15 protein-coding genes are annotated in these 15,838 nt (G+C 61.1%); 6 read left to right on the top strand and 9 right to left on the bottom strand.

What is annotated here, in order from left to right; genetic code table 11:
- Positions 1 to 73 precede the first annotated feature (73 nt).
- Genes DXY29_RS12785 through DXY29_RS12770 form a run of 4 tightly spaced genes read right to left on the bottom strand, consistent with a single transcriptional unit; the run spans position 74 to position 4,994 of the window.
- The gene (locus DXY29_RS12785; RefSeq protein WP_115025439.1) at positions 74 to 877 is read right to left on the bottom strand and encodes an inositol monophosphatase family protein; all 804 of its coding nucleotides are present in this window, start codon (positions 875 to 877) and stop codon (positions 74 to 76) included.
- The gene (locus DXY29_RS12780; protein WP_115025438.1) at positions 871 to 2,688 is read right to left on the bottom strand and encodes a TolC family protein; all 1,818 of its coding nucleotides are present in this window, start codon (positions 2,686 to 2,688) and stop codon (positions 871 to 873) included. The genes DXY29_RS12785 and DXY29_RS12780 overlap by 7 nt, the downstream gene beginning before the upstream one ends.
- A 25-nt stretch (positions 2,689 to 2,713) precedes the next feature.
- Complete coding sequence (locus tag DXY29_RS12775) at positions 2,714 to 4,111, bottom strand: TIGR03279 family radical SAM protein (protein ID WP_115025437.1); 1,398 nt, start codon at positions 4,109 to 4,111, stop codon at positions 2,714 to 2,716.
- 19 nt (positions 4,112 to 4,130) lie between these two features.
- A complete protein-coding gene (locus DXY29_RS12770) occupies positions 4,131 to 4,994 on the bottom strand; it encodes an undecaprenyl-diphosphate phosphatase (RefSeq protein ID WP_115025436.1) in 864 nt (287 codons plus the stop codon).
- Positions 4,995 to 5,105: 111 nt separating this feature from the next.
- On the opposite strand from DXY29_RS12770, the gene DXY29_RS12765 reads away from it, so the two are divergent.
- From DXY29_RS12765 to nadB, 3 genes are all read left to right on the top strand, one after another.
- Positions 5,106 to 5,816, top strand: a complete 711-nt coding sequence (locus DXY29_RS12765; protein WP_115025435.1) for a DUF3120 domain-containing protein — start codon at positions 5,106 to 5,108, stop codon at positions 5,814 to 5,816.
- A 112-nt stretch (positions 5,817 to 5,928) separates the two neighbouring features.
- Positions 5,929 to 6,336 carry a photosystem II complex extrinsic protein PsbU gene (psbU, locus tag DXY29_RS12760; RefSeq protein WP_115025434.1) on the top strand — a complete coding sequence of 136 codons (408 nt, stop codon included), beginning with the start codon at positions 5,929 to 5,931 and terminating at the stop codon, positions 6,334 to 6,336.
- 71 nt (positions 6,337 to 6,407) lie between these two features.
- Complete coding sequence (nadB, locus tag DXY29_RS12755; RefSeq protein WP_115025433.1) at positions 6,408 to 8,066, top strand: L-aspartate oxidase; 1,659 nt, start codon at positions 6,408 to 6,410, stop codon at positions 8,064 to 8,066.
- A gap of 1 nt (position 8,067) precedes the next feature.
- On the opposite strand, the gene DXY29_RS12750 is transcribed toward nadB, so the two are convergent.
- Positions 8,068 to 8,997, bottom strand: a complete 930-nt coding sequence (locus DXY29_RS12750; protein WP_115025432.1) for a vitamin K epoxide reductase family protein — start codon at positions 8,995 to 8,997, stop codon at positions 8,068 to 8,070.
- An 85-nt stretch (positions 8,998 to 9,082) separates the two neighbouring features.
- Between DXY29_RS12750 and rimO the strand changes: the two genes are divergently transcribed.
- Together rimO and DXY29_RS12740 are read left to right on the top strand one after the other, a co-directional pair.
- On the top strand, positions 9,083 to 10,459 hold the full coding sequence (rimO, locus tag DXY29_RS12745; RefSeq protein WP_115025431.1) for a 30S ribosomal protein S12 methylthiotransferase RimO: 1,377 nt from the start codon (positions 9,083 to 9,085) through the stop codon (positions 10,457 to 10,459).
- A complete protein-coding gene (locus tag DXY29_RS12740; protein WP_115025430.1) occupies positions 10,456 to 11,679 on the top strand; it encodes an MFS transporter in 1,224 nt (407 codons plus the stop codon). The genes rimO and DXY29_RS12740 overlap by 4 nt, the downstream gene beginning before the upstream one ends.
- On the opposite strand, the gene DXY29_RS12735 is transcribed toward DXY29_RS12740, so the two are convergent.
- Positions 11,672 to 11,764 (bottom strand): cytochrome B6, encoded by a 93-nt coding sequence (locus tag DXY29_RS12735; protein ID WP_115025429.1) that lies wholly within the window; start codon positions 11,762 to 11,764, stop codon positions 11,672 to 11,674. The genes DXY29_RS12740 and DXY29_RS12735 overlap by 8 nt on opposite strands.
- Positions 11,765 to 11,908: 144 nt before the next feature.
- Here DXY29_RS12735 and DXY29_RS12730 point away from each other — a divergent pair, with 144 nt between their 5' ends.
- Positions 11,909 to 13,483 (top strand): B12-binding domain-containing radical SAM protein, encoded by a 1,575-nt coding sequence (locus DXY29_RS12730; protein WP_115025428.1) that lies wholly within the window; start codon positions 11,909 to 11,911, stop codon positions 13,481 to 13,483.
- Between the two features lie 3 nt (positions 13,484 to 13,486).
- Here DXY29_RS12730 and DXY29_RS12725 read toward each other — a convergent pair whose 3' ends face one another.
- The 3 genes from DXY29_RS12725 to DXY29_RS12715 all read right to left on the bottom strand — a co-directional run bounded on the left by DXY29_RS12725 (position 13,487) and on the right by DXY29_RS12715 (position 15,832).
- The gene (locus DXY29_RS12725) at positions 13,487 to 13,894 is read right to left on the bottom strand and encodes a DUF4346 domain-containing protein (RefSeq protein WP_115025427.1); all 408 of its coding nucleotides are present in this window, start codon (positions 13,892 to 13,894) and stop codon (positions 13,487 to 13,489) included.
- 9 nt (positions 13,895 to 13,903) lie between these two features.
- Entirely contained in the window at positions 13,904 to 15,079 is a 1,176-nt protein-coding gene (locus tag DXY29_RS12720) for a GNAT family N-acetyltransferase (protein ID WP_115025426.1), read from the bottom strand.
- Between the two features lie 78 nt (positions 15,080 to 15,157).
- Complete coding sequence (locus DXY29_RS12715) at positions 15,158 to 15,832, bottom strand: dihydrofolate reductase family protein (RefSeq protein WP_115025425.1); 675 nt, start codon at positions 15,830 to 15,832, stop codon at positions 15,158 to 15,160.
- Positions 15,833 to 15,838 lie beyond the last annotated feature (6 nt).

The raw sequence follows: 15,838 nt of genomic DNA, 5'->3' as shown, positions 1-15,838 counted from the left end.
CGCGCTCGCCTCTCGGCTCCCGCGCAAGACAAAACCATAACACCACAGCTCACACCATTGCAACCAACACGCTTCAGCGCTGGACCAGAGCCTCTCCCCAGGGAAGAAAACGCGCCAAATGGGCCCATGAACCGGCCGCCAGCATGGGAAAACCGCGTTCAGCAACGTCCTCACCTGGAGAGAGCTGGGCTGGATCCGCATCCAACCAGCGAATCGGACAACCCAGCTCGTCCAGCACCAACCAGGCTGCCGCCAAGTCCCAGATTTTGGGAGTGGCCTCCAATGCAGCGATGGTCTGCCCCATCGCCACACTCACCAGATTGAGGCTGGCGACACCAAGCAAACGAATCTTTCCGGGGAAGCGCTGATCGGGTTTGCGCTGCAGCACTCGAATCGATCGGCTGCAGAGGGAAACACAGGCACTGGTTGCCAAGGCTCTGGTCTCTGCCGACAGCGGCTGGTTGTTGCGCGTGGCACCGCGGCCACGCAGGGCGACAAAACGTTGCCCCAGCGCTGGCACATCGAGAAAGACCTCACTGGGACGGCCATCCACGAAGCGCGCCACGGAAATCGCCCAATAAGGGATGCCTGCCGCAAAATTGGTGGTCCCATCCAGGGGATCCACCACCCAATAGGCGCGCGTGGCTGGGACTGTTTTGGATCCCTCCTCGCTGAGGACGCCCTCCCCTGGGGCAATGCTGGCCAACCCCTCCACCAGAGCGGCATCACTCCAGCGATCGCAGTCGGTAATCAAGGAACCATCCGGCTTCACATCGGAACCGATCTGGCCAAAATCCTGCAGCTGACGAGCACGAATGCGATCCAGCAGCAGATGAACGGAGCTCAGTTGATCGTCACTGAGCACCAAGGTCACCACAGAGGCTGAACAGGACTGCTCTCAGTCTGATTCACCGCCGCACCCGCCGAACCCACAGATGGACAGGCGGTCTTGAGCGGGGTTGGCTCAATGGGAATCGATTGTTGATCGGATTCAGGTTTGGTAGCAGGCAGAGACACCGCATTGCAGGCCACCAAGGCATCCAAGCCTGTTCGGCGCCTCAGCTGAGCCAGATTGGTGTTGTATTCGCGAATTGCGCCGGCATATCGCAGCTCAGCGTTGGTGAGATCACGCTGGTTATTCACCACTTCCCGCTGGGTGCTGACGCCAGCCTGGACCCGAAGCTGCGACAAACGCAGGGATTCCTTCGATGAAAGAACCTCGCTAGATGTGGTGTCGATGCTCTGAATGGCTGTTCTCAGACCAATGAAGCTGTCCTCCACCTCGAGCCGGATCTGATCACGGGTTCTCGCGAAATTGAAACGGCTCTCGTCTGCCGCCTGCTTGGAGCGCCGGTAATCGGCCCGTGCACGACCACCGTCAAACAAACGCCAGGTTGCCCTCAACGCGGTGGCGTTCTGATAACTATAAGTGAAGTCACCCATATCAATGTCACTGAGTGACGTCTGACCGGTCTGGCCCTCATTTCGCGTGACCGTGGTGGAATTGACGAAACGAAGAACGGGTTGAACAGCTGCGAGAGATGCATTCGCTTGGCTGTTGTTAATCGAGATATCGAGGATCAACTGGTCGAGCTCCTCGCGATAGTTGTAAGCAGCAACGATGCTCTCTTCCAGAGTTGGCTCCCATAAGCCCAATGGGCGAGCAGGTGTCGCTGCGGTTGGAGTGACATCCTGTGGAAGATCGAGCAGGGATGCCAACCGACGACGAGAAACGCTTTGCTCACCCAAACGGGTCGTGAGCAGATTGCGGTCGCGAGCCAACTGAGTCTCTGCCTCCAAAACCTCCAATTTGGTGTTCACACCAGCGTTGTAGCGGGCCCGTGCGTCACGCAAACTCACCAACGAAGCCTGCACCGAGACTTGGCCAATGCGTACACCTTCATCAGCTTCTTGCAAATTGAAATAGGCAGTTGCTGAGTCGAGACGCAGATCTCGCAAAGCAATGAGATAGGAATCGCGGGCCCGCTCAAACTGATCCCGAGATGCAGCGATTTGGGGAACCCGTGCAGGATTGATCAGATCCCAGCTCACTTGCAGACTGACGTTGACCCGCCACTCGCGGCCATACCTCTCATTGAATCCATCCCGTGTCACAGGGCGGGTGTACTCCTCACCGGTATTGGGGTTGACCTTCGTCTCCTCACCGGTGATGGGGTTGACCCGAGGTGAGGGTTTCTGCACGACCCGATCCGGGACGAAGTCGGGATTTCGATAGGAGTACGACTTGAAATATTCGGGGAGCCCACTGGCCGAGAGGTCGACGGTGGGGTACCAAGCTGCGATTGCTGCGCGGAGCGCAGACTTGGCCTGATCAACCTGACTGGCAGCAGCCTTGAGCTTCGGACTGTTGAACTCAGCGAGCTGAAGAGCCTCCTCCAGGGTGAGAGGACGCAGCTCATGAATGCGCACCTGAGCCGGCGCATCAGGGAGCGCCAGGCTGGGGGGAGCAGCCAAAGGAACGAGGGGAGGCGGCAAGACGTCGAGAGCCGGAGCTACGACAGATGGATCAGCCTTGGGGCGTGCACCCTTCAAATCGATCGCATCGGGAAGCGTGTTCTGGTCAACCAATGCCGACTCAGACTGCGCAGTCTCCTGGCTGAATGCAGAGGGAACACCGGTGGAGACGACGCCCGCAACGAGACAAATACCCGCGGTGATCCGGCGCACAGCAATCAAAAACCTTTGGCGGAGCTTAGGGACTTTTTCCTACGGCACTCAAAACTGAGGCCACGACGTCAGCCGCCCCATGCACAATCCGGATGGGGACCGGCAGCTGCGCGGCTAGGGCCTCCAAGGTCATGTCATCGAGGAACACAGGCTGCCCCTGCCGCAACATCACCGACGGCAGCAGCAGCTCATCGCCAAGATCTCGCCCCTGCAACCCACTGAGCAGATCCTGACCTGTCAACAGTCCGGTCACCACTTGGTCCTGCCCCCAATAGGGACTCGGCAGTCCGATCAGGTGAAACTCGACACCATCAACGCCATTCAACCGTTCGGCCACGGGCTGCAATGCCTGTGCGACGATCTGACCCACCACCCAGCTGCAACGACGGGGCTGCGGAACCGCTCTGGGCAGGTCTTCAGTCGCGGCATCCAGAGCTTCGAGGAAGGCTCGAATGCTGCCCACACCGTTCTCCTGCTGCGGAAGATCCTCGTAGTCATCCCGAGGCGGCAACGGCAACCCAGCCATCAAGTACCACTCATCCGAGAGCCAAGCAAAGCGAGTGCCCAAGGCCGCCTGGAAGTTCTGCTGCATGGGTTCCACCTGGGCAATCACCTGCCGGGCACAGGCCGGATCCACAGGAACAAGGCCATCTTCAGCCGGCCTGAACCGGGTAAGCCCCACCGGAACAACCGCTGCGGACAACACCGCCGGCCAGGGGCCAGACGCGAAGGACGCCAGGTCGTCCAAGGTCCTCTCCAGTGCAGGACCGTCATTAAGCCCTGGGCAGACCACCACCTGGGCATGAATCTGCAGATCACGCTGGTCAAACCAGGCGAGCTGATCCATCACCTGGGCAGCACGCGGGTTCACCAGCAGCCGGGAGCGCAGGTCGGGCTCCGTGGCATGCACCGATACAAACAAGGGAGATAAACGCTGCTCCTCAATCCGCTGCCAATCGGCCTCGCCCAGATTGGTGAGGGTCAGATAGGAGCCATAGAGAAAGCTCAGCCGGTAATCGTCGTCTTTTAGGTAAAGACTGTCGCGCCGGCCTGGGGGCTGTTGATCGATGAAACAGAACGGACAATTGTTATTGCACTGACGCAAGCCATCAAACAGGGCCTCGGTGAAGGCCAGGCCAAGACCGTCATCAGCCTCCTTTTCCAACTCCACCTGATGCAGAGCACCAGCTGCATCACGCACCTCAAGGCAAAGCTCCTCATCCACGCAGAGGTAGCGGTAATCGATCAGATCTCGTGGTCGAATGCCGTTGATGCTGAGCAACTGATCGCCCGGCTCAAAACCCAACTCCTCCCCGATCGAGCCGGCCTCTACGGAGGCCACCACAGCAGGCTGAGGCTGGCGGCCACTGCTGGTTGGATCCAGAGCTGCTACGGCAACTCCAGCGGATGGCTCATTCCACACAAGCCGACTTCATCTGAACTCAGTGTGCGCCGTGAGCGCCCCACCAGACCAGCAGAAGCAGACCGAAGAGCAGCCGGTAGGCAACAAAGATCCAAGTGCTGTGGCGCTGGAGGAACTTCAGCAACCAATCAATCGCCAGCCAGGACACCAAGGCAGCTGAAAAAATGCCTACCAACAACGGGAGGGGGCCGTTACCAGCACTGGCATCCAGAGCATCCTTGAGTTCCACCAGCCCCGCAATCGTGATTGCGGGGATGCCGAGCAGGAAAGAGAAGCGTGCGGCGTCGCCCCGCTGCCAACCATCGAACAGGGCAGCTGTGAGGGTGCTGCCAGAACGGGACACCCCTGGAATCAAGGCCAACGCCTGCGCCACGCCCACCACGAAGCCATCACGCCCTGAAACATCCGGGAGCTGCCTGCGACGGGTTCCAGCCCGTTCCGCCAAAGCAAGCAACAAAGCCATCACGATCGAGACGATCGCAATGGAAAGAACACTGCGTAGGGGCGACTGTTCGTAACCCTGAGCCCAGAAGAATTTGATGCCCAGCCCGACCACCAGGATCGGCAGGGTGCCCACCGCCATGGCGAGTCCAAGACGTGCCTCTGGCTCCCGCCACTGGCCATGGCGAATGGCACGACTGATTCCCCGCAGCACCTGGCTGAGATCGCTGCGGAAATAGGCGATCACCGCAACGATGCTGCCCAGTTGAATCGCGGCGGTGACGGAAACGCCAGGGTCGCCCCAACCCAAGAGCACAGGCACCACCTTTAGGTGAGCGGTGCTGCTGATCGGCAGAAATTCAGTGAGTCCCTGCACCACTCCCAGCACCAGATCACGCCAGCAGGCCTCAAGCAGGGTTATGGATGCAGAGGGGTCCGCCATCGAGACAACAGATGTCGCCTTGACGGTATCCCCGGCCCGCAAGGCAGGGATGTCGGCCGCGTCACTTGAAGATGTCTTCTAAGGTTCCGTGACTTTCTTCATGAAAAGGATTTGATCGGCGGCACCTGGCAAACCTCAGCCTCCGCTCGGTCGTGGTCCTTTCCGGTCGCGCGCATCGCTGCAGCAATGGTGGTGCTGCCTGTGTTTCTGCAGGCACCTTGGGTTCGCCTGGATCCTTTCTCAGCAACCCTTTTCACGGGTGTTCTGATTGCAGCCGGCCTGGTGTTGCATCAGAGCCGCTCCCAGACGGCATCCGACCTGGGTTCCCTTCTCGTTGGTTTCAGCGGTAGCTGGCTTGCGGGCTGCATTTTCTGGGGTTGGCTGCGGGCCCATCCCGTGCTGCACCTGCCCGTCGAAGCCTTCGCTTTGCCTGTTGCCTTGGGTGGCCTGCAGGGCCGCTGGCGGCTGGCGGCAACGTTTTATTTGTCATCTTTATTGGGTACAGCCTGCACAGACCTGGCCATGGCGGCCACCGGCGTGATGCAGTTCTGGCCGCCAGTCGTGACCGCTTCCCTGGATCAGGCTCCTCTACTGCTGCATCAGGCAGGGCTGCATTTGCTTCAGCCCCTGCCCATGGTCACCCTGATGATTGCTGCTGCGATCGTCCTATTCGTTGGACGTCGCCTGAACACGAATGGCAACGATTCCAACGGTGAGACCGGAGCCATGGCAGCTGCTGTGTTGATCACAACCCTTTGGGTAGACGGATTATTCCTGCTCTCGGCGTTGCTGCAGCCCGGGCTCAGCGGGCTGATCGAGTGAAACGAACTGCAAAAGCTGCTGCAAATCAGAGGCTTTAAAGGGGCAACGACTTGTAGTCTTCCCGAGCCGGCAACGCCGGTCGTCCCGTTCTGACCCCTGATCGAGAGTTGAGATGAAGCGGCTTCTGAGCTGGCTGACCGGCGCACTGGTGATGGCAAGTCTGATGGCAGGCCTTGTGCTTCCCAACAGCGTTTATGCCGACGACGACCTTCGCAGCAAGTATTCCGGCAACGAGATCCGCAACGTTGTGGACGACAAGATTGCTGAACGTGAAGGCAAGGTCGACCTCAACAACTCCTCCGTGCGTCGCTTCCAGCAATTTCCTGGCATGTATCCGACCATGGCCGGGAAAATTGTTCTTGGCGGCCCATACGACAGCGTTGACGACGTGCTGTCTCTCGACCTGACTGATCGTCAGCAAGAGCTCTTCGCCAAGTATCGCGACAATTTCACTGTCACTCCTCCCTCCATTGCTCTGAATGAGGGCGACGACCGCATCAATGACGGTCAGTACCGCTGATCCATTAACCCCGTCACAATGACTGTGATTGTTTGAACCGCCGGACCACCGGCGGTTTTTTTGTCCCCGTGATGGCACAGCCCCGCTGCTCTGATCCCATCCCCTCAGGTCCCTGGGACGTGGTGGTGATCGGTGCCGGGGCAGCTGGGTTGATGACCTGCCTCGATCTACCCCCAGAGCTGAAGGTCTTACTTCTCAACCGCAACACGGGGCGGCGTTCCTCCAGCCGCTGGGCCCAGGGCGGCATCGCCGCGGTGACCCGGAAGGAAGACAGCGCCGACAGCCATGCCGAGGACACCCTTCTGGCAGGAGCTGACCTCTGTGATGGCGATGCGGTGCGACTGCTGGTGCAGGAGGCACCCCATTGCGTGGATCGTCTTGACCAACTGGGCATGGCTTTTGACCGGGATCAAGACGGTCTTGCCACCACCCTGGAAGCAGCCCACAGCCACAGGCGAGTCCTGCATGTGCAGGACCAAACCGGACGGGCTCTTGTGGATGTGCTGCGGGATCGTGTCGAGCAACGGCCGGGGTTGCTGCACCGCCGCGGCGTCCGGGTGACCCAGCTGCTGGTGCGCGATAGGCGCTGCTGCGGCGTGCAGGTGCTGGATGGGGCGAATCTTCACGGCATCGAAGCCCGCGCTGTCGTGCTGGCCAGCGGCGGGGGAGGCCATCTGTTTGCCAACACCACCAATCCTGCCCAGGCCTGCGGCGAAGGCATCGCCCTGGCCTGGCAAGCGGGGGCTGCAGTGGAAGATCTGGAGTTCGTGCAATTCCATCCCACGGCCATCCGCCTGGATGACGCCCCCTGTTTTCTGATCTCCGAAGCCGTTCGCGGCGAAGGTGGAGTGCTGGTGGATTCCCTCGGGGGCAGCCCTGTGGCCCATCTGCGCCAACGCGACCTCTCACCGCGGGATCAGGTGAGCCGGGCCTTAATGCAAGCCATGCAGCGGCAGCAGGTGAAACAGATGTGGCTGGACTTCGCCGCCATCCCGCGCGACCAAGCGGAGCGACGCTTCCCAACAATCCTGGACCGCTGCGATGAACTCGGACTCAATCCCTTGGAACGGCCGATTCCCGTGGCCCCGGCTGCCCACTACTGGATGGGAGGAGTCGCCACGGATCTGCAGGCCGCCACCACACTGCCGGGGCTTTATGCCGTGGGGGAGGTGGCCTGCACCGGCCTGCATGGGGCCAACCGTCTGGCCAGCAACTCCCTGATGGAGTGCCTGGTGTTCGCCAATCGACTCAAGGAGATCGAGCTCGGGCCAGCCCTGCCGACACCTACCAACGGCACAGCCCAACCCCTCGAGCTCGACCTGGACGGGAGCAGTAGTTCGCAGTTGATCGACGCGATCGAACAGCTGCGACAACTCTGCTGGCGGCGGGCGGGTGTGGAGCGGTCCGCCTCCGGACTGCGCAAGGCCCTCACCAAGGTCAAGGAGGACGAACAGCACCTGGAACAGCAGCCTCTGCTTCAGGCCTTGCTGCGAGCGGACCCCTGTGCCCCTCGCCTGCTGGCGGAAAGCAGCCGACGCGATCTGAACCTGTTGCTGGATCTGCACCACCGGCTTTTAACCAGCCGTCTGATGCTGGAGGCCTGCCTGTTTCGCGGCGAAAGCCGAGGCGGTCATTACCGCAGCGATGCTCCCGCGCCGCTGCCGCAATGGCGGCAGCATTCCAGGCAGCAACGAGAGCAGGGCATCTTCACCCGAGCCGTGCGCCCTTGATTTAGAAGTCGGTGTTGCCGTCGTAGCCGCTGAGTTCCGCCAAGGTGTCGAGCCCTTTCACGCCGGAGTCGACGCTGCCATTGATCTCCCAGCTGGGGAAGCCCTCTAATCCTTTGCTGCGGCAGAGGTCAGCCTGATTGTTTTCACCATCAGGCGCGCACTCAACCACCTTGAGCTGATCGGAAGCCTGCTTGCCGAAAAGCTCCTTCTGGTCATGGCAATGGGGGCACCAGTAAGCGGAATACATCACCGCGCCACTGCTGGTGAGGTGCTCGGCCAAGGCGATCGACGCAGGTGTGCTCTCGGTCGTGACGAGCGGGGCAACGCCGGTGCCGCTGGCCACGGTCTCGGGCCGATTGGGATCGACCACCGACGCCCAAATCAAGCCCCCCAGAAGCACGGCCAGGGCCAGCAGCACACCGCGGAACAGCAGCTGCCCCAGATCCTCCCAGCCGCCTCCAATGATGGAGAGCACCAACAAAGCCAGGGACAGCGCCGCGGAGAGAACACAGAAGAAACAGAAAGCCTGAATCTTGAGCAGCATCACGCCCAGCAGCACACCGCTGAAGACGGCCATCGCTAGGGAGACCGTGAACAGGCCCCACCAGGTGCGTCGCGAGAGGTCGGCCTTGTTTTCCTGCAGACCTGGCAACAAGGGCAGCAGCGCCATCAGGAGCACCGCGCCATAGGCCAGCACTCCTATCAGCGAAAGAGGGATCTCAGCGAAGACCGTCCCCCAGGCGCTGTTGAGCACCTTGTCGCAACCGTCAGCCCCCATCGGACAGGTGAGGTTGCCAAGCAGGCCCCAGCGCTTGAGGGTGATCGAACCGGTGTCGATCAGCCCAGCAGTGGCCAGCACCGCCATGGCGATGCGGGCCCATTTCGCGCCTGAATCTTGGCGTCGACGGCTAACGAGACGGGTGGTGCCCATCCTTGATCTTCAAGTATTCGAATTCTGTCAGTTCCAGCGTGATCAAGCCGCTTCGTAGGCTGAGAGATGGCCTGCCGGCGACGTGATGACAAGCACCCCGACAAAACCGACGGTCGCGTTCGCCCACCTGGGGTGCGAGAAGAATCGGGTCGACACCGAACACATGGTGGGGCTGCTGGCGGAAGCGGGCTATGGCGTTAGCACCGATGAAAACGATGCCGCCGTGGTGGTGGTGAACACCTGCAGCTTCATTCAGGACGCCCGCGAGGAATCGGTGCGAACCCTGGTGGGACTGGCAGAACAGGGCAAGGAGCTGATCATCGCGGGATGCCTGGCCCAGCATTTCCAGGAGGAATTACTGGAGTCGATTCCGGAAGCCAAGGCCATTGTGGGAACCGGCGATTACCAGCACATCGTTGACGTGCTGCAGCGGGTGGAAGCAGGGGAGCGGGTCAACCAAGTCAGCGCTGTGCCCACCTTTGTGGGCGATGAACATCTAGCGCGCCAGCGCACCACCGATCAGGCAGTGGCCTTCCTGAAGGTGGCTGAAGGCTGCGACTACCGCTGCGCCTTCTGCATCATTCCGAAGCTGCGGGGAGATCAGCGCAGCCGGCCCATTGAATCGATCGTGGCTGAAGCCCACCAATTGGCTGAGCAGGGAGTGCAGGAGCTGATCCTGATCAGCCAGATCACAACCAACTACGGGCTCGACCTCTACGGCAAACCCAAGCTGGCGGAGCTGCTTCGTGCCCTAGGGGAAGTGGAGATCCCCTGGATCCGTGTGCACTACGCCTATCCCACCGGCCTGACACCGGATGTGCTGGCGGCATACCGGGACGTGCCGAATGTTGTGCCTTATCTGGATCTGCCGTTGCAGCACAGCCATCCAGAGGTGCTGCGGTCGATGAACCGCCCCTGGCAAGCGGATGTGAACGACCGCCTGCTGGATCAGATCCGCGAGCAACTCCCCGACGCGGTGCTGCGCACCACGTTGATCGTGGGATTCCCAGGCGAAACCGAGGAGCATTTTCAGCACCTGATGGGCTTCCTCGAGCGCCAGCGCTTCGATCATGTTGGAGTGTTCACCTTCTCGCCAGAGGACGGCACCGCAGCAGCCGACCTGCCCGATCACGTCGATCCAGAGGTGGCCCAGGCCCGCAAGGATGCCCTGATGGCGCTGCAGCAACCGATTTCGGCGGAACGCAACAGTCGCTGGGTGGGCCGCACCGTGGACGTCCTGATCGAACAACACAACCCGCAAACCGGCGAGATGATCGGTCGCTGCGCCCGCTTTGCTCCAGAAGTGGACGGCGAAGTGCGGGTGCAACCCGGCGCCGATGGTCAACAGGCCGCACCGGGGAGCCTGATGCCGGTGGAGATCACCGGTGCTGACATCTACGACCTCAGCGGGCGGATTGTCGGTGCCCGCGCCATGGTGGCCGCAGCGAGACGCCAGGGTTGACCCTTTTCAAACTGCAGGCCGAGCAGCAACGCCAGCTTTTTCTGATTGCCTCCGGCGTGAGCACGGCCGGTTCGTTCGCCGGCATCACCGCCAAGGGCTGGATCCTGATGAAAGGAGAGGTGGATCCCTTCGTGCTGGCATTGAACTTCGCTGCGTTGTCACTGCCCACCCTGCTGGTGAGTGGTCCGGCAGGGGTGCGCACCGACCGGGTGGGCTGTGAACGGGTGCTGGTGCAGGCGCAATGGGCGCTGCTGGCCGCCTCAGTCCTGGGGGCGCTGGCCATCCCCCTGCTGGAAGGCACGGCCCAGGTGCTGCTGCTGCTCTGCAGCACGTTGCTGGTGGGCATCGCCGGCGCCTATGAGCTGACAGCCCGCAACAAGTACTGCTCAATCCTGGTCGAGCAACCCGGGCAGCTGGCGGGCTACCTCACCAGCTTTTCGGTGGTGTTCAACGTGGGCAAGCTGGTGGGCCCCCCAATCGGCGCTTGGTTACTGGTGGCCACAGGCCCGGCCTGGGCCCTGGGCATTGATGCGGCCAGCTATCTGCTGCCGATCGCCAGTGTGATGTTCCTGCTCAGTCCGAATCGGGATCAGGAGGTGCGCAGCGGCGGCGGCCAGGACGCCAGCTTGCTCAATGCCTGGCGCCACTGCGGCAGCACCCTACAGGGGGTGCTCAGCTTCACCGCCGTTCTCTGTCTGATCGGGTTCTACCACCCGGGACTGGCCCCATTGATTGCAGATCGCATGCTGGGACCCGATCCTGGAGACCTGGCGCTTTTCACCAGCGTGCTGGCCGCCGGAAGCATCGTGGGCGGCGCGGTGCTGCAACGCAACAGCCAACGTTTCTGCCGGCGCCCGTTCCTCACCCTCGGGAGCTTCGGCTTGGTCACCGCTGTGGCCCAGCTGGGGATGGCCCGCACACCCGGGCCAGGATTCAGCCTGGCCATGGCCTTCCTGATCGGCGCCGGCACCGCCGGACTGCTGAGCAGCTGCAACCTGATCAGTCAGATCGGTTCACCACAGGTGATGCGCGGCCGCATGGCTGGACTGAGCCAGATCGCCTTCCTGGGCGGAGGCGGCATGTGTGGATTGCTTGTTGCCCTGCTGGTGAAGACCACCAGCCTGTCGGCGAGCTTCGCCCTAACCGGTGGCCTCAGCGCTGCTGTGGCTGTGCTCTGGATGCGAAAACGAGGAGCGAAGCGTCTGGAACAGCTCAGATGAGCTTGATTCCCTTGAGGATCTTGGTGAGCACAAAAGCCGTCACCAGACCGGAACCAACCAGGCCGAGATAGATGCCGACGCCCATGTGCAAGTACTGAGGTGACCACTATTAGATCAGACATTGGCCTGGGTTCAGGCCAATGCGCTTAGGGTTTGTGAATAGCTGATACCGATTGAGAGGTATCTCCAACCGGGCCAACCGGACGTCCATCCATCAACGCCCGACGCCATGCGCACCCTTTTTGTTTACCCCGAGTTCCCGAAGACCTTCTGGAGTTACGAGAAGATTCTTGAGCTGGTGAATCGGAAGGTGTTGCTGCCTCCCCTGGGGATGGTGACTGTTGCAGCGCTGCTGCCCCAGGACTGGGAGATGAAGCTGGTGGACCGCAACGTGCGGGAGGTGACAGAGGAAGAATGGAGCTGGGCCGAGCTGGTGATCATTTCGGGAATGATCGTTCAGAAGGACGACATGGCCGTGCAGATCGGCAAGGCCAAGCAGCGGGGTCTGCCGGTGGCCATCGGGGGCCCATTCGCCAGCTCCACACCGGATGCACCCGAACTGGATTTGGCGGATTTCAAGATCCTCGATGAGGGAGAAATCACCCTGCCGATGTTCCTGGAAGCCCTGGAACGGGGCGATACCCAGGGTCGTTTCACCTCAGAGGGAGACAAGCCGGACGTCACCGCCACACCGATTCCCCGCTTCGATCTCCTGCAGCTCGACGCCTACGACTCGATGAGCGTTCAGTTCTCCCGCGGCTGCCCCTTCAACTGCGAGTTCTGCGACATCATCGTTCTCTACGGCCGCAAACCTCGAACCAAAACCCCCGAGCAATTGGTGGCAGAGCTGCAGTACCTCTACGACCTGGGCTGGCGGCGTTCAATTTTCCTGGTAGACGACAACTTCATCGGCAACAAGCGCAACGCCAAGCTGCTGCTACCGCAGATCCGAACGTGGCAGGAGGAGCGGGGGTACCCGTTCAGCTTCGCCACTGAAGCCTCCGTGGACCTGGCCGACGACGACGAGATGATGCGGATGATGCACGATGCGCGATTCGAAAGCGTCTTCCTGGGCATCGAAACTCCAGATGAAGCCAGCCTGGAAACAGCCCGCAAGGTGCAGAACACGCGCAACCCGCTCGATGCTGCTGTTGACCGGATCACGGCGAACGGCATCCGAGTCATGGCTGGCTTCATCATCGGCTTTGACGGCGAAAAGGATGGAGCAGGCCGCCGGATCGTGGACTTTGTGACCCGCACGGGCATTCCCGCGGCGATGATGGGCATGCTTCAGGCCTTACCCAAGACAGCCCTATGGGCGCGGCTGGAGCGAGAAGGTCGGCTGATTCAGGGAGAAGATGCCGCCAAGGGCGTGAATCAGACCAACTTGCTCAACTTCGAACCCACCCGACCGATCCGAGACATCGCCAACGAGTACGTGGAAGCCTTCTGCGCGCTCTACGAACCCAATGCCTACATGGATCGGGTCTACAGCTACTACCTGAAAATGGGTGCCCCCCGCTGGAAAGCTGCCGCAAAGCTTCCGACGTGGATTGATATCAAGGCTTTGAGCACCGTGGTCTGGCGTCAGGGGATCAAACGCGATACCCGCAGTCGTTTCTGGAAATACATGTTTGGGATGGCCCGCCATAACCCTGCTCTGCTGGAGCAGTTTTTGGTCGTTTTGGCCCACAACGAGCACTTCCTCGAGTACCGCTCGATCGTTCAGCAGGAAATCCGCGAGCAGCTGGAATCCTTGCCGCCTGAAGAACCCACCACTCCAAAAGAATTACAACCCGTTTAAAACTCAGTCCTGCACATAGTCCGTGCCGTCTCGGAGACACTGTTCGGCCTTCTGCAACTCTCGCCCGAGATAAAGGGCGTGATCGAGACGACTCAGCGGATGAGGCTCATCCCCCTCAGTGAGATCAATGCCGAGCTGTTTGGCTGTACGGCCGCGATAGATCGCTGAGGGCCGCCGGGGGGCATTTGCCCCGTCACAACGCAACACCTCACCGGTGTCGGAATCTCTGGCCAGCCCTTTGTCATCAATGGTGTTGCCGTATTGCTCCAGCACCAGTTCGGCCGCATCACGATCCAGCTTGATCAGGAAATATCCGCTCGGGTCCAAGGCGATGAAACGCTGAGACAGGCGCTGATCCAGGGCATCCATCGCGGCGGCGGTCGATGCCGGTGCTTCAGGGGTTGTGGTCATGCCTTCAACCTACAAAGCCAAGGCAGGAGGTTCTGCTTTGAAGGGCAGCTCCGCATTGATGGCCTCGATCTCTTCCAGCATCAGGCCGTTCACCTTCGGCAACCAGGTGCGGATCAACTGATCCATTTGGGGCTGGTACCACCGGTGCAGGCTGGCGTGAGGGCGTGCCACAAAGCCCCGGCGACGTTTGTGACTGCCACCGGCTCCAGGGTCAAAACTGGTGATGTTGTTGGCCAGGGCCCATTCAATCGGGGCGTAGTAACAGACTTCAAAGTGGAGACAATCAATTTCCTCGTTGCTGCCCCAATACCGGCCCCACAACTGACGGCCGTCCTGGACGCACATCGACATGGCGACCGGATCGTGAGGATCACCGCGGTGGGCTGAGAAGAGCACCAGCTGATCGCGGTGCAGCCGTGCCAGCGCTTCAAAAAACCCCTCCTCCAGATATTTGCTGCCCCATGGTCCCCAGCGAGCACAATGCTGCTCATAAAAGCGATGCATGGTCTGAAGCAGCTTCAGATCGAGCTGGTCTCCGCTGAGCGGCGTCACCGTGATTCCCGCCTTGGCTACGGCCTTGCGCTCCCGCTTGATGTTGCGGCGCTGGTTGGCATTGAAGCCCTTGAGGTAGTCCTCAAAGCTCTGATCATCGCCTCGGCTCCAGAGGCTCTGCTGGTTCAGCCAGGCGGCGCAGCCTCCCGCTTCCGCCAGGGGCCGCCACTGCGGATCCACATAGAGAAAATTGCAGCTGAGGATGCCATTCTGTTCGCAGAAGCGATCAATCGCCCGCAGCAGCTCCCGTGTGAGCAGAGCCTCGTCTTCTCCAGCCCGCACATGAAAGCGATACCCCAGCACGGGGCTGACCGGGCTCATCCCAAGCAGCTTGGGGTAGTAGTGCAAGCCCAGATCAACGGCGAGGCGCGCAAAGGTCTGGTCAAACACAAACTCGCCATAGCTGTGCCCCTTCAGGAACAGAGGGGCCACAGCAATCGGACTGTCATCCCGCCAGAGGGCCAGATGCAAGGGTTGCCAGCCTTGATCAGGGATGGTGCTGCCGGAGCTTTCCAGGGCCTCCAACCAGCTCCAGCGGTAAAAGGGGATGGCATCGTCTCCAACCAGGCTGTTCCACTGCTGCTCAGTGATCTCGTTGATGGAGCGATGCCAGCGGGCCGTGAGTGACGTCATTCAGACGGTGTCATTGGCCATCGCTGATGACCTTAACCAGAGAGAACTACGGACTGATTAAAGGCTCAGGAAAGTTCCCTAGCGGATCCTCTGGTAGCGAAGAAGCCACTCCCCGTGACCGAGGTCCTCAACGCCATCGGACTGCCAGGCGCCCGGTTGCACCAAAGAAGCAGGCAATGGCGAATCCGTGAGTGGCAACCAGCTGAAGGGACCGCCAAGGAGCTGGGGCACCACTGTGAGCTGGAGAGCATCGACGCAGTCCGCTGCCAGCAGATCTGCGGTGAGTTGAGCGCCACCCAAAAGCACGAGCCGCTGAATCCCAGCCGCGCCCAGCGCTTGGAGCCGCTCCGGCCAGGTTGGCGCCAAAGGGAACCAACGATCAAAGCCCTGATGCATGGGTGCCGGAGCCAAGAGCCAACGCTGAAGTGGCTGGTCAAAGAACTGCCAAGTGCGCGAGAAGCCGAGCGATCGGCTGACCACCACAGCGGCCGGCTGCTCCGGTCGCCCCTCCTGCAGGCGCTGCTCCAATAACTGAGGGTTACGGATCAAGCAGGTGCACTGATGGGCGCGCAAGGTCCCAGCGCCAATCAGGCAGGCATCTGCCCAAGCCAGTGCCTGCTCCAAAGCACGCCGGTCTCCGGCTCCACCCAGCTGGGCAGCACCGCCTTGAGGCGGTGCCAAGCGGCCGTCGAGGCTGATGGCCAGCACTAGCCGGACCGTGGGGCATTGAGAGGTGGGGGGTTGGGGCGTCAAGCCGTC

Origin of the sequence: Synechococcus sp. UW69 (assembly GCF_900474185.1) — a bacterium.
Lineage (GTDB): Bacteria > Cyanobacteriota > Cyanobacteriia > PCC-6307 > Cyanobiaceae > Parasynechococcus.
Note: the sequence above shows the minus strand (reverse complement) of the source record. Positions and strands in the feature narration are given on the sequence as shown.